This window comes from Kribbella sp. VKM Ac-2568 (genome assembly GCF_004345365.1).
Lineage (GTDB): Bacteria > Actinomycetota > Actinomycetes > Propionibacteriales > Kribbellaceae > Kribbella > Kribbella orskensis.
Window position 1 is genome coordinate 1 of the sequence record NZ_SLVF01000024.1, and the last position, 22,074, is coordinate 22,074.

The following is a 22,074-nucleotide window of genomic DNA, read 5'->3' on the forward strand; positions in this document are numbered from 1 at the left end:
CGGTGCGGTGAGAATCGCACGCCGGGTTCGGCGGGCGGCCCGGCGAAACGGACCCGGAGCAATCCGGGCACCGCGCCCCGGGCCGACCCAACTGGAGACATACGCGTCCGAAGCTTCATCCACCGCCACCCCGACCTGCATGGGGCCGTCCTGGCCGCAGCGGCTGTCCCGGCAGAGCCAGCAGCGAACAACGGCGCCATCAGCGTCGCATCTCTTCGCGCCGACCTGCTGAACGCTTGCGCACACAACGCCCCTCTGCAGCAACACATCCGGATCCTGGAGAAGCGGCTATCCGAGAAGCTCGGTGAGACCGTCTTACGCGACAGTGGCCTTCGAGCACCCGATGACATCCGCAGCCTTCAGCAAGCACTGACTGAGCGCGAACAACAACTTCTCGCGTTGCGCCGCCAACTCGAGGAACGCGGCGATGAACTCGCCGCGGCCCGGGCAGCGAACCGCGAACTGATGACTCAGCTCAACACCCAGTCCTGACAGGCATCATTCGAAACGGATGACAGCTCCAAAGTCTCGTTAGGTCGGCTCGATGACGCAGGCAGCTGCACCTGGAAGGCGACGAGCCGTGTGTTACCTGGAATCCAAGCCGCAGATAGAGGTCCTGGGCCTTGGTGGGATTCTCGCGGTCGACGGTGAGCGTAATTGGGCCTGATCGGATCTCTCGGCAGCGCATCAACACTGATGCCAACAGCGCGGAGGACACGCCGCGCCCACGCCAGGAGGGGGTGGATCAGAAGCCTCGAAGAGGCAGCGCGACGACTATGAGCCACTCCGGCCGGCGAGACCAGTCCTGACTTCAGAGAATTGCCAACTGGATCCGGCTATCGTGTCCCGTTGCGGGACGACGTTGCTCCCTACAACAGCAAAGGCGCTGGTGGTGCTCTTCTCCGCATTGGAGCGCGGGTGTTCTTCCGGTCTCCGCGGGGGACGAGCTGGCACGATCGAGGCAACTTCTCGAGACAGGAACCACCGTGGCTGACAACGGGAACTCCATGGCCCGTGCAAGCATGGGTCACGATGACCGGCCGTGAGGAGACGCCAGCCAGTCCGTCGACGTCCGACAGCACGAGCTCTCGCGCCGCCTTGCGTTTCGGGTCCTCGATCGCGTTTGGCACGGCCGGCGTTACGGTCGTCGCCTTCGCCTTGGCGTTGACGGCTCTTCCGAACGACGTCCCCTATCCGTTCGCGAGCGATGTCATCGCCGAGCAATGGCCGGGAGACTACCTCTGGATGTACCCGGCCATGCTGGTGATGCTCCTCTTCGTCGCGTTGCTCGCGTCGGTTCACGAGTACGCCGCTCCGAGGCGGAAGATCTTCAGCTTGCTCGGGGTGTGCCTCGCGATTGTCGCTGCCACGGTGCTTCTGATCGACTACTTCATCCAAGTCACGGTGATGCAACCGAGTCTCGAGAAGGGCCAGCTCGACGGCTGGGCGATCCTCACGCAGTACAACCCGAACGGCGTCTTTATCGCACTCGAGGAGCTCGGATACTTTCTGATGAGCCTCGCCCTCGCTTGTGTCGCTCCGGTATTCATGCAGGGGTGCAAGATCGAGCGCACGATCCGCTGGCTCTTCGTTGGGAGCTTCGCGGCCGTGGTCGCCGCGCTCGTCGCCGTCTCGGCAGCGCGCGGAATCGATCGCGGAGATCTCTTCGAGATCATCGTGATCTCCATCGTCTGGTTGACGCTCATCGTCGCCGGGCCGCTCGTCGCGGTCGTGCTCCGGCGTGCGGCTGCCTGCTCCCAAAGCGCGTGACGCGCGGGCTGGGACCGATGACAGGCCACGCCCGCGTGCTCCGCCGGCCTTTGCAGAGAGGGAGTGGCGGCTCTGGTTGCCGATCCGGCCAGGTGTTGTTGTCGTGGACCATCGTCCACAGAGGGTAGGCACGGTCGAACGGCAGGGCGCGGAGCTGCTCCACGTCGACTTCCCGATCGTCAGGCAGAGAGATCCGCAGCATGCTCAGGCCGGGCATCGACTCCGCCAACTGCACAAGCCGACCTCCTATCTCGCTGAACCGATCGAAGGTCGAGTCGTGGCGAGTCCACCATGCGCCGTATCCCCTACTGTGGTCACTTGCAGGCGGAAGGACTGCTTCGTCTTCTCGTTGGCACCCGACCATGCCGAACCCGTCAGGCCCGACACCGTGACCCAGCGGTACAGGCGGCTGGCGATTCGGAACAAGCTGCGCAGTACCAGGTTCCACGCGCTGAGGCACTACTCGGCAACCGAGCTCCTGACCGGTGGTGTCGACCTCAAGACGGTCTCGGGTCGCCTCGGGCATCAGAGCGGCGCGACAACTCTGCGGTTCTACGTGGCATGGCAAGAGGCCACCGACGGCGCCGCAGCCGACACCATCTCCAACCTCATCCCGCGACCAGAGCTGACACCACGCTGGCCTCACGAAATCATCGCCCACGATCTCCGCAAGGCAATTGCCGATGGCACCTACCCGGTCGGGTCGTCACTGCCGATGAACGAAGACATCCGGGTGAGGTACAAGGTGGCCACCGGCACGGTCAGCCGCGCAGTCCATCAACTGCGGGACGAGGGGCTTCTACGGGTCGTATCCGGCAAGCGACCCAAGGTGATCGCAGCTCCTACACCAGCGACCTGACGGTTGTTGCCCACAGCACCGGTATCCGCCGTCGCGCCGCGGCATGTCTGGACCCGAGCACTCCATCGAGGCACTGTGAGAGCGTGGATGTCGACGCGGTGGCTGTGGAGCTGTACGGGCTCGACCCGGACCAGTTCACAGCTGCCCGCAACGAGAGGGCAAAGGAAGCCAGAGCCGCCGGAGCGACCGGGGCCAGCACGCGGATCAAGACGCTGCGCAAGCCGACGCTGGCGGCGTGGCTGACCAATCAGCTGGTCCGCACCGACCCCGAGGGTGTCAACGACCTCACCCAACTCGGTGACGAGCTCCGCGCCGCCCACCTGGCTGCGGATGGCGCCCGGATGCGGGAGCTGACTCCTCGCCGACACAACCTGGTCCAGGAACTGGTGACGACTGCCCGCGGCCGCGCCAAGGATCGCGGGCGACCCGTGAGCCAAAGCGTCGCAGACCGCCTGACCGAGACCCTGGACGCCGCACTGATCGATCCCGGCGCGGCCCTACTGGTGCGCAGTGGCCAGCTGACCAGCGCGCTGCGCCACCTCGGGTTCGGCGTCGTGGACGAGACCGGCGAACCGGCCAAGTTCGCACCGATGAAGCCCAAAGCCGTCCGACGCACGCCCACGAAACGACCCGCCAGACAGGCCGCTCCCCCGCCGCCGCCGCCTGCTGTCGATCGGACCCTGGAACGCAGGCGCACGGAACTGAGAACCCGCGCCGAAGAGTCTGAGAGCGAGTACCGCGAAGCTGAGCGGGCCGAGGCCGAGTCGCTGCTTGACGCGAACCAGCACCAGCTGGCCGACCTGACCGCCACGATCGAGCGGCTCAATGAGGAGCTCGAACAGGCTCGGCAGCAACTGAGAACAGCACAGCGGCAGACCGCGCGCCTCGAGCGCAGCCTGGACCGCGCGACCCGCACCGCGGCGGCCGCACAGCGACGCAGAGACGCCAACCACGAGCGCCTCGCCAACCTCGATGGCTTAGGAGGCTAGGCCGTCAACGAGGCGAAGAACCAACGGTCCAAGTTGACGGCTACACGGGGACCTTCGAGGGCTGTCGGGGGCCTGCATCGCCATTTTGGAAGTGCAGCCGACCACTCACCCGGGGTTGCCCTCCACGCCTGAAATCCTTGCCCCCAGCACCCGCGAGTGACCGTGAGGGACAACCCGTGAGGGCACGTCGAGGCACGGCTGCGGTGGCCACACGCAGTACCTGGCGTGGTGATTGGGCCAATCGGTGCCGGCTGGTACAGCGAACGGAAGCGCCCGGACTCGGAAAGCGCGTTCAACGTCGCGAGCGCCTTCGAGGATGCGCCCGACTGGAAGGAATGGGCCGCGTCACCTCCCGACGATCTGGAGCCCTGGGTGTGGGTTGAGGACCGCGCACCGGAGGCGCGCCTTGATCTATGTGAGTTAGTTTCAGCAGCCCGCCTCACGAGAGGCAGCCAGGTTCCCGGGAAATCGAGGGCCGCCAGCTGGGGCCTGCCTTCTGAAGAGTGCCGCTGACCACGCTCCTCATGCCTGTCATTCAGCATCTTCGTGCTTTGCGTCCCTCGTCGCGGGGATGGTCTGTGCGGTCAACGCGCGGTTTTCCGCGGATGCACCCACGAGCCGCCAGCGCCGATATACGTCGACTGGACGGTGCTGCTCGACGTACCCGCCGTCCGTCCGCCGGACTATCTGGCCGGTCTCGACGCCGAGCACCGCGATCCGCGCATCCCGTTCCTGCAGCCCATTGCAGATGCGGCGGGTGATCACCAGTGCGGCGGGCGGGCCCAGGATCACGAGGACCTGGAAGACGTGCAGGAGTGAGTTGACCGAAAGGTGGAACAGCACGGCCATGGTGTCGGCGCCGGCTGCGGCCCAGAGGATGCCGTAGAAGGTGATACCGGCGACTCCGATGCCGGTTCGGGTCGGGTTGTTGCGCGGCCGCTCGAGGAGGTGGTGATGCCGCCGGTCGCCGGTCAGCCGCTCCTCGATGAACGGGTAGACGGCGACGAGCGCAAGGAACAGCGTGCAGACCGTGACCGGCAGCAGTATGGCCAAGCTGAACGTCTTGCCCCACCAGACGAATTCCCAGCCTGGCGCCAGCCGAAGCGAGCCGTCGAGGAAGGCGAGATACCACGCCGGGCCGACACCGGCCGAGGCGTTCGCCGGATCCGCAGGGCCGTACAGCCACACCGGGTTGATGGTCGCCGTCGCGGCCATGAAGATCGCAACCCCCGCGACGAAGCAGAGCAGGCCGACACTCTTAACCGCGGCCACAGTTGCCGGGCGCCCCACCACGTTGTCTTCCGTTCGCCCGGGTCCGGCCAACTGCGCGGGCTTGTGCCTGAGCGCCAGGACCGCGCCGACAGCGAAGAGGACGACAAGTACGGCGGGCAGGACGACGATGTGCAACGGGTAGAACCACGAGATCACATCGCCCGGGAACTGCCCCCCGAACAGCAGGGCCGAGAGGGCAGAGCCGACGAGCGGAGTCGCCTGCAGGACACCGTCGAGTACCGCCAGGCTCGTGCCGGACGCCATGTCGTCCGGGAGTGAGGTGCCGGTGAGGCATGCGGCCAGCATGACGATGAGCAGCCCGAAGACAACGAGCCAGTTCAGGCGCCGTGGCCGACGGAACCCGGCGGTGAAGAACAGCCGCAACAAGTGCAGCGTGATCGCCGCCACCATGATCAGCGTGGCCCAGTGATGGACCTGGCGCATCAGCAACCCACCGCGGACCTCGAAAGTGATCGCCATGGTGGAATCCAGTGCCCGTGACATCTCTACGCCGCGCAGCGGTGCGTACGGTCCGTCGTACACAACGTGATCGACCGACGGTTCGTAGTACACCGTCAGGACCACGCCGCTGAGCACGATCACGACGAAGCTGTAGAAGGCGATCTGGCCGAACAGCAGCGACCAATGGTCGGGGAATACTCTTGCTCGCAGGTTGCTCCATGGGCGGTGCATGGCTCGACCCTCCTTGGTCATCCTCCACGCCGGGCCGCAATCCGCGGTCATCCATACGACACCGCAGCCATCGCGAATGTGACGTCCCGTGTCGCACATCACGCTCACGTCAGCGCTGGATCGGACGCCCGGGCAGGCTGGGCGAGGAGAGTTCGCGCTGATGGACTTGATGGTCGTGGCGGCCCACTGCACCTCAGTCTCGACGGTTGCAGTTCCGGTTGCAGATCGGCCGCGTTCAGTCCCGTTCGGACAAGGCGGGGCGACGCGCGAGCGGCGACAACTGACGAGCCGGCCACAACCGAAGCGCCAGTGCTCTCGCAGACGACAGGTCAATGACGACCAGCCGTTCACGACGTACCAGGGTTCTGCGGTGGTAGGCGGCCACGAAGGTGGCGGTGTCGAGCACGAACGGCTTGGCGGCCCTGAGCACCGTCCGGACGGCTGAGCCGTAGGGCAGGTTGAGAGACTTCGACAGCGCCAGCAAGGTGAACCGGTAGTGGTGGGTCTGACCCGGCGGGGGGCACGGGCCGACGTAGGTGGCCTCGTGCAGGTCGTTGAGCCCCTCGCGGGCCTGATCCGGTTTGACGTGCTCGGTTAGCCCTGCCGAGGTCGGCGGAATCTTCCACTCGACCCAATGAATCAACGGGTCTCCCTGCGGGCTCGTCTTGTCTTCGTCCACCATCGACACCAGTAGTTCGGTTGTACCGGTAGGCACGTGCCGGAAGACGAGCGGCGGAGAGTAGTCCGCCGGGCTGTCGCAAGTCATCCGCGCATCGAAGCTGCCGTCACTACGGAAACCGGAGCCGGGCAGTACTGCGAATCTGCCGTCATCTGGAGGCGGCGCCGACTCTCCGCTGGTTCCTGCTGACGGCGAGTCGTTCGAGCAGCCGGCGACCGCGAAGGCCAGTAAAACAAGAGCGACCGGAAGCGTTGATCTAGTCACAGGTCCACGGTAAGTGCGAAGTTGATGGTTCGACCCCTTGCGAGTCCAGTACGGCGAACTACGCCGGACGGCCCGCCGACGTGGTCGCGTCGGCAACTGATCGACGGCCACCGGCCGTTGTCACGCGCGGTCACCGCTGGCGGGGGCGGCGGCGGTGCGCAGGGAGTGGATCAGCCTGGTCACGGAACCGTTCTCGACGGGCAGGGAGCGGACGGTGTCGCCGAGCGACGTGATCCACGGCGTGCTCGCGGCCGTCGCCGGCCAGGGTCTTTCGTCGGGGCTCTGTGGTATTCCGGTCCGCGCGAACTCCGTCCAGCCGTGCTGGACAGCGTCGGGGACCTGGGCGTCGATCTCGTCGTACTGTTCCGAGCGACCACCCCCCTGGCGCGAACGCATCATGGAGAGGATTCTTGGACTCATCGCCCGCTCGTTTCGTCACCACCCGGCGAAGGATCCGAGGCCAGGCCCACAGCTGGCCCGCCGTGCGCGGTCGAGGGGCCGTGGATAACCTCGCGTTCTGGCCGCACCTTCAGGAGACACGATGCCGGACCGGACGGATCTGCTGGTCGTCGGCGCCGGGCCTTATGCCTACTCTGCGGCCGCCTTTGCGCGTGACAACGGCATCGAGACCAGGATCGTCGGCCACCCGATGGATTTCTGGCGGAGACAGATGCCCGGTGACATGTTCCTGCGTTCAGGCTCCGACTGGCATCTCGACGCAAGCGGCGAGCACACGTTCGAGGCATTCTTCGAGGATCGGGGAATGCGACCCGAAGACTTCGACCCGATCCCGATCTCGGTCTTCCTCGACTACACGGAGTGGTTCCGCGAGTGCAAGTGGCTCGACCTCGACGAGCGCATCGTGACAGGCCTGACCACGTCGACCGCAGGCTTCGTGGCAACGATGGACGACGGTGCGAAGATCACCGCGGACAAGGTACTCGCCGCACCCGGCGTCGGCTATTTCCTCAACCTGCCGGAGTGGTACGCCGATGTCCCCCCGGCTCGCCGCTCGCATACGTGTGAACTGGTCTCGTTCGATTCGTTCGCCGGTGCCCGGGTCGTGATCATCGGCGGCCGGCAAAGCGCCTACGAATGGGCGGCGTTGCTGTGTGACCACGACGCCGAGCATGTGGACGTGGTGCATCGCCACAGCACGCCGAGGTTCGCGAAGGTGAGCTGGGGCTTCGTCGACCAGTACGTGGACCAGACGCTGACACACCGGGGATGGTGGCGAGGACTCTCGGTCGAGCGGCAGCGAGCAATCGCTGCCGAGTTCTGGCAGGTCGGGCGTCTCACCTTGGAACCCTGGCTTGTGCCGCGGATCCCTGACGCCGTCGTGACCAGTCATCCTGGGTGTGCGGTGGTCAACACGGCAGTCAGCGAACACGACGTGACGCTGACTCTGTCCGATGGCGCGGCGCTGACAGCCGATCATGTGGTTTTCGCTTCCGGTTACCGGGCTGACCTTGCTCGCGTGCCTTACTTGGGCGGTGTTGTGGATCGGGTCTCAATAACCGAGGGGTTCCCCGCCCTGACCGAGGGCCTCGAGACGTCCCTGGCCGGGCTCTACCTGACAGGGTTCGCGTCGATCCGCGACTTCGGCCCCTTTTACGGGTTCACCAAGGGGTGCCCGTCGGCCGCACGCATCGCCATCGCCGACATGATGCGATGACCGAACCCGGATTGTCGATGGCCTCTCGGCACCTCCTCGTGGAACGCACTCATCTGGCCGCGATCCGCGCGGTCTGCCGATGACAGCGTGTTCGGGTCCTCCGCTACGTCTAGGCTGGCGGTTGTGTTGACCAATCGCTCGGCGCCCCCGGCCACCGTGACACCAGTGCTCGTCTACCCCGACGTCCGCGCCGCGGTTGCCTGGCTGGCAACGGCGTTCGGCTTCGAGGAGCGAGTCCGCATCGGCGAGGCGCACCGGGCTCAACTGCGAGTTGGCGAGGACGGTGCCCTCGTCATCGCGGACGTCCACGGCCAGCAGGTCCCGCCCAGCGCGGGAAGTGTCACACACGTGATCAAGATCCGCGTGCCCGACGCGGACGCCGCCTTCGCTCGAGCCCGCGAGGCTGGGGCGCGAGTGATTGAGGAACCGACGAGCCATGAGTACGGCGAGCGCTCCTGCATGCTGGAGGACCTTGCCGGTCACCGCTGGGAGCTGACCCAGACCGTGCGCGATGTCGCGCCGGAGGCTTGGGGTGGCATCACCGTCGCTCCCTGGTGACACCCGCAAGAACCCTCACCCGCGATGTTCCGGCTTCTCACCTTCCAGCCGACGACACCAAATTCGCCTTGTCGAAGCCGCCGAAGTCGCCCGCCACGGATGCGAGAGTTCCGGCCGCAGAGATGCCCTTCCGGGTTGGGTACCGATCGAGATCGTCGCAAGTCCCAATCTCCCAGCCCGAAAGGGCATCCTCGCGCTACGGCACGCTCACCCGACCCCAGCTATCGGTGGATCCGCGCTTAGGGCTCGAGGTGCGCGCGGCCGGCTAGCGGCCGGTGCGGTAGGTCTCGTCGTAGTAACTGCCGAGCCGGGTGCGGTAGTCGTCATCGACTCCCGTGTTCGGGTCGAACTCGGGAGCGTCCTTGATCTGTTCCTTGGTCCGGTCGACATAGACCTTCTGGTCGTCGTGGTCGACCCTCTCGACGACGCCGGGCGGGAGCAGCACCTTGCGGCCGAAGATCCACGGCCCGGTGTCGACCACCAGGCCCGCAGCACCGGACTCGTTGGTGGCTTCGTCGACTTTGCCGATGTCGCCGTCGACGGCGGCGATCTTGTAGCCGGTGACGTCCTTGCCCTCGGCGAAGCCGGACTTGTCTCGGTAGTTCCAGGGGTCGAATGCGCTCATCGACATGGCGGTGTGCCTTTCGGACGGTGGGCCGTGGCCCAGCAGAGGACTCTCGACACCCGTGCCGGCTCGTAACCGCACTCGGTGTCTCGAGCGTTGGTGCGCACCCCTGTACCCGCCGCCTCGCGCGCCAACCGGACAGCATCAACCCGACGGCATCAACCCGACATCCGTGGTTTCGAGTCCTGCCTGCTCTTGTCCACCGTGAGGTCGCGTGGGTAGGCGGGCAAGGCGATCGAAGGCCCGTTTGGTGTTCGGTGGCCCGGGTACGGGATCGGTTTCCGGGATCCGACGGGCCTCGAACACCGCCCAGTGCACCGTGAGGAGTCGCTATGAGGCGTTTGATATTGGCCGCTGGAGTGGCGGTGGGCTTGTTGTTCGCCAGCGCGGCCGTCGCGGAACCGGCCGCCGCCGCGCAGGCCGCACCACCCGCGCCGAGCAAGATGGCCGCGATGGGGGACTCGATGACCGAGGCGGCCGACGTGTGCTGCTGGTACGGCGATCATCCGGCCAACTCGTGGAGCACCGGCGCTGCGGGCTGGGACGGCATCACCAGTCACTACGAGCGCCTGCGGGTCCTCAACCCCGGGATCACCGGTCGCAACTACAACGACGCGAAGTCGGGCGCGCGGATGAGCGACGCGCCGGGTCAGGCTCAGGCGGCTGTCTCGCAGCAGGCCGGATACGTGACGATCCTGATGGGGGCGAACGACGTGTGCACCTCGTCACCGTCGACGATGACCCTGGTCGACACCTTCCGCGACCAGTTCCGGCAGACCCTGCAGACGCTGGCCACCGGACAGACGCGGATCTTCGTGGCCAGCATCCCCGACGTGCACCACCTCTGGGAGATCTACCACACCGACTTATGGGCCAGCCTCGTCTGGGACGCCGCGAACATCTGCCAGTCGCTGCTGGCGCCGAACCGGACCGACACGGAGCGGCAGACGGTGCGCGCCCGCAATATCGCTTTCAACACGGTGCTTCGTGAGGAGTGCGCGGCGTACCCGCTGTGCCAATACGACGACGACGTGACCTTCAACTACCAGTTCAGCCGCAGCCAGGTCAGCAAGCTCGACTACTTCCACCCGAGCCTGTCCGGCCGGGCCGCTCTGGCGCAGGTGACCTGGACACACAGCTGGTGGAGTTGACCCAACGTCCTCACAGTTCCTCGACGACGAGTCGAGTGACGGCAGCTTCGACATCCACGACGAAGGCGAGCGGCGCTGCCGAGTCTCGACCCCTGTGAAACATCTGTGCTGCTACCGGCTGGGCAGTAGTTGGGTGATCAGTGCGTCAGCGGTCCACTGCTCCCATCGGCTGGGGCTCCAGCCGCGGCGTTTCGTGAGGTACTGGTACATCTCGGGGCTTTGCAGGGCGAGGGCGATGTCGATCGCCATGGCCGTGTCGAGGCCGTCTCGGAGCGGACCTTTGGCTACGAGAGCAGAGATGAGCCGTTCCATCACGTCGGCGCGCTGGGTGTTGTTGGTCTCCCAGAGTTCCGCGAGCTCGGGGTCGGCCGACGCGGCGTTCGCGACGACCTGGAGCACTGGTGCGACACGCTGATAGATCTCGCGGGCGATCCGCGCCTGCTCGCGAAGTTGCCGCTCCCGGTCGGGGTCGTCGATCGCGGCCAGCACTCTGGGGCGCTCCAGCGTCGGAACTGGCTCCTCGTCACCTGCGACCGCGATATCGAGGATCTCGCTGAGCAGGGCGCGTTTGGTGCCGAACGTGAAGTACAGCGTCTGCACGGCCACTCCGGCCTCGTCGGCGACGGCCTGCATCGAGGTCGAGGCATACCCCCGATCGGTGAACAAGGCCAGCGCCGCCGCGCGCATCCGGCGCCGATTGGCACGTGCCTTGTCCGCCCTGCTGGTGGCCTGGTCGGCTCTCGCGCTCATGGCCACAACCTATCAGTTGACTAGAGTCAGCCACTAGTGATCCACTAGAGCGATACTCCAGTGAGATGCTGGGCCACTGCGAACGGAGATCACGTCAGATGAGCGAGACGATCCCGCACTCCGGCGCCCTGCGCCGGCAACTCCGGACCACCGCACGCCTGACCGCGCTGATCGGCGGCCCGTTGTTCTGGCTGGGGACGCTGCTGCATCCCGCTCGTGACGGATGGAGCATCGCCGCCGTCGGCGAACGCTACGGCCTCACGCATGACGTCCAGGCAGCAGGCCTGCTCCTGCAGGTCATCTGCCTGGCCAGCGTGATTGCGCTCGGCACCCAAATCACCCGACGGCGAGACCTGCGCGCCTGGTACGCCGCCCTGACCGGCACCCTGCTGTGGTTCGCCCTGATCATCTTCGACGGCTCACACAACCCGGTCCGAGCCGAGTACGCGCCGAGCCTGGTGCACCAGCCGGCCGACCTCGACACACCCGCCGCGCTCATCGTGTTCCCAGCCCTGCTCGTGTTCCCACTCGGATACGTGTGGCTCGCCCGGACCCTCGGGCGTCATGGCCTGCGCTGGGCCGGAGTGCTGCTCGGCGTGGGTGCCACCGTCTACACGGTCGGCGGCCTGTTCATCTTCACGTCCGGGCCGCGCTTCGGTCTCATCCAACTGTTCGAAGTCACCGGCGCGACGTCATACGCGGTCGGCTTCGTCCTCCTCGGCCGCGCCGCCGCCAACGATCTCCACCAACCCCGCTGAGAGTTCCGGCCAGCCACACGACGGAGCCCACCGTGCCCAGACAACGTCTCCGCAACCGCCTGATCATCCTGCTGCACCGCATCGGCCTGCCCGTTGGACCGACCCAGTTGCTGACAGTCGCCGGCCGCACCACAGGCCGGTTACGAACCACCCCGGTCGCCCCGGTGATCGTCGACGGCGTGCCGTACATCGTGCAGGCCTACCCCGGCTCCGACTGGGTAAAGAACGCCCGCGCGGCGTCACCTGACGCCTTCGCGATCGCCGCCTCACTCTGTCCACTCTTCCGCGTGGCCCCCGGCGCCACGCACCACTGACGGCGAGACCCGACGATGCCTCCTTCCCCCCACGAAGACGCGGCGGCGATCATCCAGACCCTGACGTCACCAGCCGGGCGTGCCGATCCTTTCCCGCTGTACGCCGCTGCCCACCGGCTCGGCCCGGTCCTGGCTGTCACAGACAGTGTCTTCCTCGTGGTCGGCTACACGGCGGTCAACCAGGTGCTTCGGAACCCAGGCTTCGGCCTGCCGGACACGGCACCGAGCCGGACCGCAGCAGCGGACGACCATACCGCCGGTGCCGCACTGCGGTTGATGGAGCGATCAGTTCTGCGGACCAACCCACCGGATCACGGTCGCATGCGCTCGTTGATCTCCCAGGTGTTCACGCCACGCCGAGTCGCCGCGCTGCAGCCGTCGGTCGTGGCCGCCGTGGATACCCTGCTCGACCGGCTCGCCGAGTCCGGAGCAGACGGCCGCACGGTCGACTTCATGGATCGGTTCGCCTTCCAACTGCCGGTCACCGTCATCTGCGAACTTCTCGGGGTCCCCACGGCCGACCGCCACCAGTTCCGCCCGCTGGCATCCGCGCTGACCGCGGCATTGGAACTTGCCGGCGACACGGACGGTCCCGCCGACACGGCCGCACGCGAACTGGGAACGTACTTCACTCCCCTGATCAGCGAACGTCGTACGGCGCCGGGCGACGACCTCGTCAGCGCCTTGGTGGCCGCACGCGACGCGGATGACGGTCGCCTGTCCGACGATGAGCTGCTCGCCAATCTGATCCTGCTGCTGGTGGCCGGCTTCGAGACCACGACGGACCTCCTCGGCAACGGACTGGCGATCCTGCTGGACCAACCGGATCTCGCCCCGGCGCTGCGTTCCGGCCGGGTCACGACACCGGGCTTCATCGAAGAAGTCCTGCGGTACGAGTCTCCGGTGCAGGTCACGACGCGCGTGGCTCGCGCCGACGGCCTCGTTGCCGAAGGCGTCCCCGTCCCTTACGGCAGCGACGTGATCCTGTTGCTCGGAGCAGCCAACCGCGACCCTGCCCGGTACCCGCGCCCCGACCGCTTCGATCCGGCCCGCACCGGCAACAAACCTCTCAGCTTCGGCGCCGGCCCGCACATCTGCATCGGCAACAACCTGGCCCGGCTCGAAGCATCCGTGGCTTTCCCACGCCTCCTCGACCGCTTCCCGGGCATCTCGGCGGATCCCGATCGCAACCCCACCCGCCGCGACAGACTCGTGCTGCGCGGTTACCAGACCCTGTCGATTCGGGTCGAGGCACCTGCCCCGGGCCGTCCCGCAAGGCATGCCACCGGGGAGTCGTAGCAGGTCTCAAGGCAGCCTGGGGGTCCTGACGGTGCCTCAACAACCAGGGCTCTTGTCCATCAGGAGTGCCGCGGCTGCCAGAGTCATCCGTTCGGCGACTCGTCTTCGGTCGCGAGAAGCTTCGCCATCAGAGCGATGAACTGGCGCCGCTGCGCAGTTGTCAGAGGCTTCAGGACTTGCTCCTGAACACCGTCGATGACGTTGTCGAGCTCCAGGAGTTGTTCGACTCCGGCCTGGGTGATGGTGACGATGTTGCGCCGCCGGTGCGCGGGGTCGACGGACCGTTCGACGAGCCGACGTGACTCGAGCTCGGACAGCGCTGCCGTGACGTCACTGCGATCGATCCCGGTGCCACGGCCCAGGTCAGCCTGGCTCGCGGGCCCCCACTCGTCGAGCGCAGCCAAGAGGCGGTAGTGGTAACTGCGAAGGCCACGGCCGCGGGACTCGAACCCAGCGGCGAGGAGACCCGACGAGCGAGCGAAGGTCCGGCTGATGAGCCATGTCGGACGATCCTTGACACGGGCCGGAGTACGGCCAGGCGGGTGATCCATCGGCATGAGTCCACAGTACACGTTGTTGGCCTGACCAACATAGGCTATGTTGGTCGGGCCAACATAGACTCGCGCTAGGAGACCTACTCATGGACGAACCAACCACCGCTGGAACCGAACGGATTCTGGTCATCGGCAGAAGCCCGAGCGTGATCCTTGACGCTGCCGACATCCTGCGAAGTAAGGGCTTCCGCGCAGATGCAACAAACCAGTTCGACGAGGTGCTGACGGAGTACGACGCCACAGACCTCGATGTCGTCGTCTTCGGTGGCATGGTTCCGCCCAACACCAAGCGGTACCTCAGGGAAGAGATCTCCAAGGTCAACGGCCACGTCACCTATGTGCAGGGACTCGCCGGAATCGCGGGCCTCATCGCCGCCCAGGTCGAGGGCGTCACGTCGACTGCCGAAGACCGCAACGGCATCGCATATGACACGACGAAGAGATCGGTCCAGCTCACCCTGCAGGAACCCGCCCAGGTGGTCGTCGAGGCTTGGTGGGCGACCTCGTTCAGGCCGCCCGAGCCGACGAGCACCTCGCTGCGGGTGATCGACTCCCACTTCGATTCAGGGGAGTACTCTGTTCCGCTCCCCGCCGAAGTTCCGACGGTGGCGTCGTTCGTCACCGTGTCCGTCGGGCCGGCCGTCCGCGCCTTCACGGTTGGCGCGATGCCGGCGGAGGTTACGCGCATGGTTCCAACCGGCGATCCGACCCAGCGCCCCGCGCTCCCTTCCGTCCGAGCGGTGGTGACCCACAGCAATGACTGACAAGCCGAACACCCCAGCCGTACGGACCATGCGTGCGCAGGGACTGGCCAATCTCGTGGTGCGCGGCCTGCTGCGCACCCCGGGCCTAAGTCGGATCATCGGTGGCCGACTGGTCACGCTGTACATCGTGGGACGAAAGTCAGGCCGTAGATACACAGTGCCCGTCTCCTACCTGGCCCAAGGTCAGGACCTCCTCATCGGCACCAGTTTCGGTTGGGCCCGAAACCTTCGGACAGGCGAGCCCGTGGCCTTCAGGTTCAAGGGAAAGTCCAGGTTGGCAGACGTCCAGACTTTGACCGCTGAGCCCGACGTCGTCACGGCATACGCACACATGGCGGCCGCGAATCCGGCATTCGCCCGCTTCAGCGGAGTTCACGTGGATCAGGACGGCAACCCCAACCACCGGGACCTGCACTTGGCCTGGGTTGGAGGCGCGCGGGTCATCAAGCTCACACCTCGATGACCCGCGCTCTTGATGTGGGTCGTGGTGGCCTTTGCTCGCCACCGACCCCGATGCGGCAACGCCTTGGTGACAAGGAGCGATGCGTCAGTTCTGCTGCGGTGACCTCGGCCTATCCGAGGCGGACAAACGGCCGCACGTTCTTGCCACTCCGCAGTTCTGGGTGCAGCTTGAAAGAAACTACGGATCTCTGGGAGGGACTCCGATGAGTGAGAACGCGATGGGGCGCCGACAGGCGTTGAGGGGTGCAGGAATCGCCGCGGGTGGCGTAGCGATCGCCGGGCTGGCGACGACTCCCGCGTTGGCCGACGACGACAACGGGTTGCTCGGCAGTTGGATGAGCGTACGGCAGGACGACGGCTCGCCGGACAAGGTTCGGCTGGTCCTCAGCTTCACTGGGGGCGGCGTCTTCGTGTCACACGACATCAGCCCAGCCGGACCGCCGTTTACCGGCACCTGGGCGCGACACGGCAAGTCGTTCCGCGCGACCTTCTGGACCGGGTTCCCGGGCGAGACGGGACCGGAGTCGGTCGGGCCGACGGTGCGAGTGCGGCTCGTGGGCACGCTGAAGCACGGCAAGATCTCCGGGACCTACCGTGCCACCGTGTTTGCCCCGGGGAGCGCCACCGAAGTGTTGGAATCCAACACCGGGAAGTTCAGCGGCCGCCGCATCGACGCCTGACCCTTCAGACGTTGCACCGACCTGGTGGGGCACATCCTCCGTGCTCGGCCGGTCGTTGCCTTTGGCAAGCTCACCGAGCTGCTCGATCTCATCGGAATCCTAGGGATCGCCAGCGTTGCGGCGGATGACCGGTTTCAGACGCCCCAATGTCACCGCAGAGCGTTTGAGAGCGGGGCGCGGGCCTCATCGGAACCGCGCGTCGTTTCCAGGTTGGCTATGGCGGTCTAAGCCGACACCTTTTGTAGGTGAGAGCTGCTATCAGCTTTCCCGTGCGCCCCCCGATGTTCGTGACCGCCGTCACCACTTCGGCGCCGCCGTCGTTCGGGTTGTCAGGTTTTTCGGGCGACGCGTGTCTAACGGGTATGTACGTCATCTTCATGGTCACCACGTGTCTGGCGGCGTTCGTGAACGGCTACGCCGCGTTCTTGAACTTCAGCGGCGCCGAGTCGGTCAAGGTCGTCGCTGACCGGGTACGGATCCCTCGATGGTGGATGGCGCCGCTCGGCACATTGCTGGCCTGCGGCGCCGTTGGACTGCTCGCAGGCTTCGCGGTGCCGGTGCTCGGGGCGGCTGCCGCGAGCGGCCTCGTTCTGTACTTCAGCTGCGCGGTGACGGCGCATCTTCGAGTCGGTGACCGTCAGATCGGCGGAGCCGTACTCTTCCTGCTTCTGGCGGCGGCCGCCCTGTCCGCCAACGTCGCGTACCACGACCACTGGTGACCCATCCGATTGCCAAGCGAGGAGTTGTCGATGGAGCAACGTCAGTGGTTGACCGACCAATTCGAGCAGCACCGGCCGCATCTCCGGGCGGTCGCCTACCGGATGCTCGGGTCGGTCAGCGAAACCGACGACGCTGTTCAGGAGGCATGGCTGCGGGTTCGCGACCAGGACGGCGGGACCGTTGAGAACATGCGGGCCTGGCTGACTGCGGTCGTCGGCCGGGTGTGCCTGAACATGTTGCGATCGCGGAGAACGCGACGCGAGGAGCTTTCGGCGCACGTCCCGGATCCGGTAGTCAGCTGGGGAGAGGGAGACCCGGAACACCAAGGGCTCCTGGCCGACTCCGTCGGCCTGGCTCTGCTCGTGGTGCTCGAGGAGCTCACTCCCGCCGAGCGACTGGCGTTTGTGCTGCACGACGTGTTCGCCGTGCCGTTCGCCGACATCGCAGCCACGCTCGATCGCTCCGAGGCGGCCGCGCAACAGCTCGCCAGCCGCGCCCGTCGACGTCTGCGCAACTCCCCGGAGCCGGACGCTGACCTCGCGCGGCAACGGCGCGTGATTGACGCGTTCTTCGCCGCGTCCCGGGACGGCGATTTCGATGCCCTCCTGGAGGTGCTCGATCCCGACGTCCAACTGCGGATCGATGGTGGCACCCTCCGCGCGGATGCCTCCCTCGTACGACGCGGCGCGGAGGCCGTGGCCGCGCACACCGTCACCTACTCAAAGCTCTATCCGTTCATCAGACCCGCGCTCGTGAACGGCGCCGCCGGAGCCGTGGTGGCGCCGCACGGCCAGGTGTTCTCGGTGATGGCCTTCACTGTCACGAACGGCAAGATCGCCAACATTGATTCTCTCGTAGATCCGGAGCGCCTCGCGCGGCTCGATCTCAACCTCTCGCCGATTGCCGATGAGGACGCTGACGACGATCGATCGCTTGACCCTCGGCGCGCTTGAGCGTTGACAGCAACAGCCGGGTAGTGAGAGTTGTGACGCGTCAGGAATCACGGGTCGAGCTAAAACGCCGCGCCTCATTGCCAGGTTCGAGTCCTGCCGGGTGCGCCACCCACGACCAGGGCACACGCCTTCCGGGGATGTGCCCTGATCGTGGTGTGGAATTTGCGGCGGGCTCAGGAGTTCCGCAGCGCGCGGAACGCGGCTCGTACCTCGGTCGCGAACAGGTCGGGGTCCTCCCAGGCGGCGAAGTGGCCGCCGCTGTCGACCTCGTTGAAGTAGGCGAGTCCGGGGTAGACCGTCTCGACCCAGCTGCGCGGGGCAGCCCAGAGTTCGCCGGGGAATGTCGTGAAGCCGACGGGAACGGAAACTGGCGGAGGAGCCTGGCCGGACGCACCGGCTGCGGCCAGGAACCGTCCGAACTCCCAGTACCACCGGGCGGCCGAGGCGCCGGTGCCCGTCAGCCAGTACAGCATGATGTTGTCGACGATGTTGTCCCGAGTGAGGCCGCCCGTTGGCTGCTTGTCGACGAACGCCTGGGACATTTTGTAGTAGCTGTCCGTGTCGTGGTCGAGCATCCAGGCCGCCAGCCCGACGGGTGAATCCAGCAGGGAGTAGCCGATCGTCTGCGGCCGGGTGGACTGCTCCAGGAAGTAGGCGAAGCCGTCCGTCGTGAACGTCGCGAGCGCGGCGTGCGCCGCGCGTTCCTGCTCGGACTCCGCCGGCAGTTGATCGACGATGCCCAACGCCGTCGCGAGCAAGTTGACGTGGATCCCGACCAGGCCCTCGGGTCCTTGGCGGCCCATCGCGTCCGTGACGGCGGCGCCCACGTCGCCGCCCTGGGCGACGTAGCGCATGTAGCCGAGGCGGTCCATCAGCTGCGCCCACGCCTGTGCGATGCGGCCGGACTCCCAGCCGAGCTCGGTCGGCTCGCCGGAGAAGCCGTAGCCAGGCAAGGACGGCAGCACCAGGTGGAAGGCGTCCTCGGGGTTGCCGCCGTGAGCGGTCGGGTCGGTGAGCGGGCCGATGACCCCGAGCAGCTCGACGACCGAGCCCGGCCAGCCGTGCGACATGATCAGCGGCAGTGCGTTCTCGTGCTTCGACCGCACATGGATGAAGTGGATCTCGACGCCGTCGATCTCGGTCGTGTACTGCGGTAGCGCGTTCAGCTTCGCCTCGAACGCGCGCCAGTCGTGATCGGTCGTCCAGTAACGGGCCAACTCCTGGACCGTCGCCAGTTGCACGCCCTGGGAGCGATCGGTGACCAGCTCTCGGGTGGGCCAGCGCGTGGCCGCGATCCGGCGATGCAGGTCGGCGATCGCTTCTTCCGGCGTGTCGAGCCGGAAGGGACGGATTTCGTTTTCGTTGGACATGGTGCACCTGCCCGGTAGGTTCGACCGGCGCCGGGGCGCCGGCGGATGGATCGGTTGCCACTCAGCGTCGCGCTCGGCCCGGCGCTTCGCGCCCGTGAGACTCCCTTGCCCAATCCCGGGCCAGCGGTTCGGGCGCTGTTCCGGGTGGTCTGACTGGCCTGACCTACGGGGCGGGTTGTCCGACATCCTGCCGCAAGCGCTAGAGCGAGGCCAGGATGCTTCGAGCCTCGTCCAAACGGTCGCGCTCGCGCTGCAGGAGAGCGCGACGATCGGCGGCTGCCTCCGCCCGCTCGGTCAGTGTCCGCGCAGCGAGGACGTCCAACTCCAGCGTCACCCAGTCGGCGCAGGCGTCGAGCACTGCTTGGCCGTCTCGTCGCCACACGTCCGCTTCGGCCTCGAGCTCGGCAAGACGGGATCGGCTGCTCGCCAGGCCGTTCCGGTACTCCTCCAAGAGGATCGAGTAGACCCGGGCATCCACGTCACCGGCGTTGCGAGCGCCGTCGAGTCGATCGAGGTAGGCCTCGTGGTCCAGCGCGTACTGCTTGGCAACTGCGAGCCGCTCTCCAAGTTCGGGCAGGGTCACGCCGGCCGCCACCCTGATGCCGACGATCCTGGCCTCGGTGGGCGAGATCTCACCCAAGCAGGCGCGGATCTCGGCGACCTCGAGATCGAGCAGAACCTCCAGCAACGCGACCTGCTGGGACAGTTGCGCGGTCTGTGCGGGCAGCTGCTTGACCTTGTCCCGGACCTCGACAAAAGGCTGAAGCACCCATTCCCGCAGGTCACTCGACCTCTCAACGGTCCGGGTCTGCACTTCCTTGAACCGTTTCTGCAATGAACCGGAGAAACCAGACGACCTGTCCGAACCATCAGCCTCGGCCGGTCCTGGCTCGCCAGTGAGGTTCGCCCTCAGGATGGCGTCCACGAGCCGGCCCAACTGCGCCACACGGCTCAAGATCTGCTTCCAGGCCTGAGTTCGCCAGCGGATGTCCACGAGGAGTTCCTGGTCCTCCCGCGCTGCCTCCAGGTCCATCTTGCCGTCTGCCGGGACGTGGTACCGCTCGGCGAGCGCAGCAACGGTCTCCAGTTGGGACAGGTACGCCTCGAACTGGGCCGACGAACTGGCGACGAGATCCGTCCAGGTGTTGAGCGGGATCCCGGTTTGCTGCTTGACGTACTGGCTGGTCACGCCCTGCACGGCGCGCATGGCGCCCACGATCGGCAATCCGATCATGCCGAATCCGCCCCACTGCTGCCCCAGTCCTCCGCCGCTCTGCGTGATCATCAGGAGGGCTGCGCCGACGGCCTCCAGGGTCTCGGAGACGGCCCGGCACTCCGCACTGACCGTGTCGACCGTGCGGTCCAGAGCGGCAAAAGTCGTCCTGACGTTCTCGATCGAAGGTGCCGTGAAGGCCTCCACGCGCCCGATGCCCTCGGTGAGCCTGTATTCGCCCATCCTCGATCTCCCCCTCAGCGCCCTTACCACGTGCGGCTGCTCGTCTTCCGGAGGCGTCCGGGGGGCCCGCTGATACACCGAGCGACCACAGGCGGCCCGGTCTCGATCCGTGCACTTTCTCGTCCGCGCAGGGTGACGCACACCGACCGGGCTTGTACGACGCTGAGATCGTGCTCAAACGTACTGCGCTCGGGTGGCCGGCGACCGCGATGGCCGTGGCCGTCGTCGCCAGCGGTTGTACTACGTCCTCGGCTCCACCTGACGGGTCTGCAGCCGAGACCACCCGAACGGCGCAACCAACACAGACGGCCGAGGCCGCAGTCGATCGCGAGGCGATGCAGGACGACGAACAGACCGCCGTCAAAGCGGTGGATGGGTTCTGGCGTCGTCACTTCGCCCAGCAGTTCGGACAGCCGTACCGAAGTCCACGCGTCGCGGGGGCCTACACCGGCACAGACGGACCGTCCTGCGGGGGCGAGCCCTCCGTGCCGTTCAACGCTTTCTACTGCCGGCCGGGCGACTTCCTGGCGTGGGACGAAGACCTGATGGCAGCCGGCTACAGCCAGATCGGCGACGCGTGGGTCTACCTGATCATCGCGCACGAGTGGGGCCATGCGATCCAGGCGAGGCTGGACAACGACCTGGTCTCGGTCGCCGCGGAACTCCAAGCGGACTGCCTGGCAGGAGCCGCTCTGCAAGGGGCGGCCGATGAAGGCGTGATCGCGATCGAGCCCGGCGACGGCGAAGAACTCGCCAAAACGCTGGCCGCGGTCGCGGACGACTACCCCTGGACCAAGGAAAGTGACCACGGCAGCGCCGAAGAGAGGACCTCGTCCTTCAACACCGGCGTACAAGGTGGCGTCTCGGCCTGCATCTGAACACCTCTGCGGCGACCCTTGTCAATGTCGCTTGCGGCGGTCGGATCGCGATTGCGCGCGCCGCCGCTTCCGCTCTCGCCGCGCAGCACTGCCCGACGCGGTGCGGGACGCGTTGGCGGTGCCCGTCGGCTCCGCGGAAGGACCTCCACCGGCTTTGACGCGCGCGTTCCGGATCAGCACCACGACCACGAGAAGGATCGCCAACCCCGCGAACATTACGATGTACCACACGCTGATCCCCTCCGCTCTCCGTCGTCGATTCTCGTAGGAACCGCCAGCAGGCACCTCATCCACCGCAGACAATTCCCCCTGTGCCGGCCGGAAGGTCATCTGGATCAGCTTCAACGCGCCCGACGCGATGGACAGAAGGAGCGAACGAAGCCATCCGAGGCGTTCGTCGCGTCCGCATCATCTACGGCTAGGAACTGCTGCCTGAGTCTGCGCTCCGGGCTGGCGAGATGGCTGGATCAGGCAATTGCGGCGGCATGGGCAGGTGCGCACTCGGGTCGAACACCACTCGCGCTGGGGAAACCTCGTCGTACTTGATAGACATGCGCTGGCCGGCGCGCGGCATTGCACCT

Annotated in this window: 25 protein-coding genes and 1 pseudogene; 16 read left to right on the plus strand and 10 right to left on the minus strand. The window is 66.6% G+C overall.

The window, feature by feature from the left end; translation table 11 throughout:
* The coding region (locus EV648_RS41175) for a hypothetical protein (RefSeq protein WP_199235135.1) at nucleotides 1-492 on the plus strand (492 nt) is incomplete at its 5' end.
* On the opposite strand, the pseudogene EV648_RS45505 reads toward EV648_RS41175, so the two are convergent.
* Nucleotides 476-727: pseudogene (locus EV648_RS45505) on the minus strand (GNAT family N-acetyltransferase); the annotation flags it as partial. The gene EV648_RS41175 and the pseudogene EV648_RS45505 overlap by 17 nt on opposite strands.
* A gap of 305 nt (nucleotides 728-1,032) precedes the next feature.
* Between EV648_RS45505 and EV648_RS41185 the strand changes: the two are divergent.
* From EV648_RS41185 to EV648_RS41195, 3 genes are all read left to right on the plus strand, one after another.
* Entirely contained in the window at nucleotides 1,033-1,770 is a 738-nt protein-coding gene (locus EV648_RS41185; protein ID WP_132301724.1) for a hypothetical protein, read from the plus strand.
* 310 nt (nucleotides 1,771-2,080) lie between these two features.
* On the plus strand, nucleotides 2,081-2,629 hold the full coding sequence (locus EV648_RS44615) for a tyrosine-type recombinase/integrase (protein ID WP_370452780.1): 549 nt from the start codon (nucleotides 2,081-2,083) through the stop codon (nucleotides 2,627-2,629).
* A gap of 83 nt (nucleotides 2,630-2,712) precedes the next feature.
* On the plus strand, nucleotides 2,713-3,618 hold the full coding sequence (locus tag EV648_RS41195) for a hypothetical protein (RefSeq protein ID WP_132301728.1): 906 nt from the start codon (nucleotides 2,713-2,715) through the stop codon (nucleotides 3,616-3,618).
* Nucleotides 3,619-4,149: 531 nt separating this feature from the next.
* Here the strand turns inward: EV648_RS41195 and EV648_RS41200 are convergent.
* From EV648_RS41200 to EV648_RS41210, 3 genes are all read right to left on the minus strand, one after another.
* A complete protein-coding gene (locus tag EV648_RS41200; RefSeq protein WP_132301730.1) occupies nucleotides 4,150-5,583 on the minus strand; it encodes a cytochrome bc complex cytochrome b subunit in 1,434 nt (477 codons plus the stop codon).
* A 235-nt stretch (nucleotides 5,584-5,818) separates the two neighbouring features.
* A complete protein-coding gene (locus tag EV648_RS41205) occupies nucleotides 5,819-6,526 on the minus strand; it encodes a YbhB/YbcL family Raf kinase inhibitor-like protein (protein WP_132301732.1) in 708 nt (235 codons plus the stop codon).
* Nucleotides 6,527-6,646: 120 nt separating this feature from the next.
* The gene (locus EV648_RS41210; protein WP_158294225.1) at nucleotides 6,647-6,925 is read right to left on the minus strand and encodes a carboxylesterase family protein; all 279 of its coding nucleotides are present in this window, start codon (nucleotides 6,923-6,925) and stop codon (nucleotides 6,647-6,649) included.
* 142 nt (nucleotides 6,926-7,067) lie between these two features.
* On the opposite strand from EV648_RS41210, the gene EV648_RS41215 reads away from it, so the two are divergent.
* Together EV648_RS41215 and EV648_RS41220 are read left to right on the plus strand one after the other, a co-directional pair.
* A complete protein-coding gene (locus EV648_RS41215; RefSeq protein WP_132301736.1) occupies nucleotides 7,068-8,201 on the plus strand; it encodes an FAD-dependent oxidoreductase in 1,134 nt (377 codons plus the stop codon).
* A gap of 123 nt (nucleotides 8,202-8,324) precedes the next feature.
* On the plus strand, nucleotides 8,325-8,759 hold the full coding sequence (locus EV648_RS41220) for a VOC family protein (protein WP_132301738.1): 435 nt from the start codon (nucleotides 8,325-8,327) through the stop codon (nucleotides 8,757-8,759).
* A gap of 265 nt (nucleotides 8,760-9,024) precedes the next feature.
* Here EV648_RS41220 and EV648_RS41225 read toward each other — a convergent pair whose 3' ends face one another.
* The gene (locus tag EV648_RS41225; RefSeq protein ID WP_132301740.1) at nucleotides 9,025-9,384 is read right to left on the minus strand and encodes a PRC-barrel domain-containing protein; all 360 of its coding nucleotides are present in this window, start codon (nucleotides 9,382-9,384) and stop codon (nucleotides 9,025-9,027) included.
* 332 nt (nucleotides 9,385-9,716) lie between these two features.
* On the opposite strand from EV648_RS41225, the gene EV648_RS41230 reads away from it, so the two are divergent.
* Nucleotides 9,717-10,535 carry an SGNH/GDSL hydrolase family protein gene (locus EV648_RS41230; RefSeq protein WP_132301742.1) on the plus strand — a complete coding sequence of 273 codons (819 nt, stop codon included), beginning with the start codon at nucleotides 9,717-9,719 and terminating at the stop codon, nucleotides 10,533-10,535.
* A gap of 111 nt (nucleotides 10,536-10,646) precedes the next feature.
* On the opposite strand, the gene EV648_RS41235 is transcribed toward EV648_RS41230, so the two are convergent.
* Complete coding sequence (locus EV648_RS41235) at nucleotides 10,647-11,285, minus strand: TetR/AcrR family transcriptional regulator (protein ID WP_132301744.1); 639 nt, start codon at nucleotides 11,283-11,285, stop codon at nucleotides 10,647-10,649.
* A 98-nt stretch (nucleotides 11,286-11,383) separates the two neighbouring features.
* Here EV648_RS41235 and EV648_RS42955 point away from each other — a divergent pair, with 98 nt between their 5' ends.
* From EV648_RS42955 to EV648_RS41245, 3 genes are read left to right on the plus strand one after another with little or no spacing between them, the layout of a single operon-like run.
* Entirely contained in the window at nucleotides 11,384-12,043 is a 660-nt protein-coding gene (locus EV648_RS42955) for a hypothetical protein (protein ID WP_158294226.1), read from the plus strand.
* 32 nt (nucleotides 12,044-12,075) lie between these two features.
* Nucleotides 12,076-12,357, plus strand: a complete 282-nt coding sequence (locus tag EV648_RS42960) for a nitroreductase/quinone reductase family protein (protein WP_158294227.1) — start codon at nucleotides 12,076-12,078, stop codon at nucleotides 12,355-12,357.
* A gap of 15 nt (nucleotides 12,358-12,372) precedes the next feature.
* On the plus strand, nucleotides 12,373-13,656 hold the full coding sequence (locus EV648_RS41245) for a cytochrome P450 (protein ID WP_132301748.1): 1,284 nt from the start codon (nucleotides 12,373-12,375) through the stop codon (nucleotides 13,654-13,656).
* 83 nt (nucleotides 13,657-13,739) lie between these two features.
* On the opposite strand, the gene EV648_RS41250 is transcribed toward EV648_RS41245, so the two are convergent.
* Nucleotides 13,740-14,213, minus strand: coding sequence for a MarR family winged helix-turn-helix transcriptional regulator (locus EV648_RS41250; RefSeq protein ID WP_199235137.1), 474 nt, complete (start codon nucleotides 14,211-14,213; stop codon nucleotides 13,740-13,742).
* 83 nt (nucleotides 14,214-14,296) lie between these two features.
* Between EV648_RS41250 and EV648_RS41255 the strand changes: the two genes are divergently transcribed.
* The 5 genes from EV648_RS41255 (at nucleotide 14,297) to sigJ (ending at nucleotide 17,789) form a co-directional block, all read left to right on the plus strand.
* Nucleotides 14,297-14,974, plus strand: a complete 678-nt coding sequence (locus tag EV648_RS41255) for a hypothetical protein (RefSeq protein WP_132301750.1) — start codon at nucleotides 14,297-14,299, stop codon at nucleotides 14,972-14,974.
* Between the two features lie 28 nt (nucleotides 14,975-15,002).
* Nucleotides 15,003-15,437: a nitroreductase/quinone reductase family protein gene (locus EV648_RS41260; RefSeq protein ID WP_132301752.1), complete on the plus strand. Its 435-nt coding sequence runs from the start codon at nucleotides 15,003-15,005 to the stop codon at nucleotides 15,435-15,437.
* A 202-nt stretch (nucleotides 15,438-15,639) separates the two neighbouring features.
* Entirely contained in the window at nucleotides 15,640-16,116 is a 477-nt protein-coding gene (locus EV648_RS41265) for a hypothetical protein (protein WP_132301754.1), read from the plus strand.
* Between the two features lie 245 nt (nucleotides 16,117-16,361).
* The gene (locus tag EV648_RS41270) at nucleotides 16,362-16,835 is read left to right on the plus strand and encodes a DoxX family protein (RefSeq protein WP_199235138.1); all 474 of its coding nucleotides are present in this window, start codon (nucleotides 16,362-16,364) and stop codon (nucleotides 16,833-16,835) included.
* Nucleotides 16,836-16,865: 30 nt separating this feature from the next.
* Complete coding sequence (sigJ, locus tag EV648_RS41275) at nucleotides 16,866-17,789, plus strand: RNA polymerase sigma factor SigJ (protein ID WP_132301756.1); 924 nt, start codon at nucleotides 16,866-16,868, stop codon at nucleotides 17,787-17,789.
* A 173-nt stretch (nucleotides 17,790-17,962) separates the two neighbouring features.
* Here sigJ and EV648_RS41280 read toward each other — a convergent pair whose 3' ends face one another.
* Together EV648_RS41280 and EV648_RS41285 are read right to left on the minus strand one after the other, a co-directional pair.
* Entirely contained in the window at nucleotides 17,963-19,159 is a 1,197-nt protein-coding gene (locus tag EV648_RS41280) for an epoxide hydrolase family protein (protein ID WP_132301758.1), read from the minus strand.
* 199 nt (nucleotides 19,160-19,358) lie between these two features.
* Nucleotides 19,359-20,615 (minus strand): hypothetical protein, encoded by a 1,257-nt coding sequence (locus EV648_RS41285; protein ID WP_132301760.1) that lies wholly within the window; start codon nucleotides 20,613-20,615, stop codon nucleotides 19,359-19,361.
* A 152-nt stretch (nucleotides 20,616-20,767) separates the two neighbouring features.
* On the opposite strand from EV648_RS41285, the gene EV648_RS41290 reads away from it, so the two are divergent.
* Entirely contained in the window at nucleotides 20,768-21,493 is a 726-nt protein-coding gene (locus tag EV648_RS41290; RefSeq protein WP_199235139.1) for a neutral zinc metallopeptidase, read from the plus strand.
* Nucleotides 21,494-21,514: 21 nt separating this feature from the next.
* On the opposite strand, the gene EV648_RS41295 is transcribed toward EV648_RS41290, so the two are convergent.
* Nucleotides 21,515-21,838, minus strand: a complete 324-nt coding sequence (locus EV648_RS41295) for a hypothetical protein (RefSeq protein ID WP_132301762.1) — start codon at nucleotides 21,836-21,838, stop codon at nucleotides 21,515-21,517.
* Nucleotides 21,839-22,074 lie beyond the last annotated feature (236 nt).